The organism is Rathayibacter sp. AY1D9 (genome assembly GCF_002932395.1).
Lineage (GTDB): Bacteria > Actinomycetota > Actinomycetes > Actinomycetales > Microbacteriaceae > Rathayibacter.
Map to the genome: position 1 here is coordinate 1 of NZ_PSVQ01000083.1, position 685 is coordinate 685.

Here is a 685-nt window from a genome sequence, read left to right on the forward strand (position 1 = left end):
TCGACGAGCTGCGCTCCCGGCACCCCGGCGTCGAGATCGAGTCGTGCGCCTCCGGGGGCGCCCGCGTCGACCTCGGGATCCTCGCCCGCACCGATCGCATCTGGACGAGCGACTGCATCGACCCGCTCGAGCGGCAGACCATCCAGCCCTTCACCCAGCTGGTGGTGCCGCCCGAGCTGATGGGGCAGCACATCGGAGGGCCGCGGTCGCACTCGACGCAGCGCACCCACTCGCTCGCCTTCCGCGCCGGCACCGCGCTGCCCGGCCACCTCGGCATCGAGTGGGACGTCTCGGATCTCGCCCCCGCCGTCGAGGAGGAGCTGACCGCCTGGGTCGCCTTCCACCGCGAGCACCGGGCGCTGCTGCACACCGGGACGGTCGTGCGCGCCGACCTCGCCGACGACGCCGCCTCGCTCTCCGGAGTCGTCGCCGCCGACCGCTCCGCCGCCCTCTTCACCTTCACCCAGCTGCGCACCGGCGAGACCTACCCGCCCGGACGGATCACGCTCCCGGGCCTGGACCCGGAGCGCACCTACTCCGTGGCGCTCGCCCCGGTCACGTCGCCGCTCGGCGGCCCCGGGCAGTCGCCGCTCGGCTGGGCCGAGCACGGGACCGCGCTCCGCGGCCGCGTGCTGGGCACTGTCGGGCTCCAGGCCCCCGTCCTCGATCCGGAGCAGCTCGTCGT

General features: G+C 75.3%; 1 protein-coding gene. It reads left to right on the plus strand.

What is annotated here, in order from left to right:
• The coding region (locus C5C50_RS16595; RefSeq protein ID WP_146085935.1) for an alpha-galactosidase at nucleotides 1–685 on the plus strand (685 nt) is incomplete at both ends.